Here is a 344-nt window from a genome sequence, read left to right as displayed (position 1 = left end):
CGTGCCGGAGTGAGCGACGCCGCGGGTGGGAGGACCGCCTGGATCGAGCGCGTCGAGCGTCTCGTCTATCGCGTCCCGCACCCACGCCGACACCTGATGCGAGGAGGGGCCCGCGGGCTTGTCGAGGTTGACGACGCCGAAGCGCAGTAGTTCCGGCACCGAGCGCTCGCCCGGCGGCGCCCTGAGCGGGTCCTCTCCGTCGGGGGGAGCGTCGGCGTAGGAGTCTGAGGCGTCTGTCATGCGGAGGCAGGTTGCGGACTCAGAAGTCGTACACGACGCCCTCGACGGGCGATTTCCCCTCGTCGTCCTCGGGGTCGTACGCCTCGACGGTCGCGACGAGGACG

At 70.9% G+C, this 344-nt stretch carries 1 pseudogene; it reads right to left on the bottom strand.

The annotated features are described in order from the left end of the window. Positions 1–240 (bottom strand): annotated as a pseudogene (locus tag EXE42_RS17360) (RNA-guided pseudouridylation complex pseudouridine synthase subunit Cbf5); the annotation flags it as partial. Positions 241–344 lie beyond the last annotated feature (104 nt).

Origin of the sequence: Halorubrum sp. SP3, assembly GCF_005435195.1 — an archaeon.
Lineage (GTDB): Archaea > Halobacteriota > Halobacteria > Halobacteriales > Haloferacaceae > Halorubrum > Halorubrum sodomense.
This window is presented reverse-complemented; position numbering and strand designations above follow the sequence as displayed.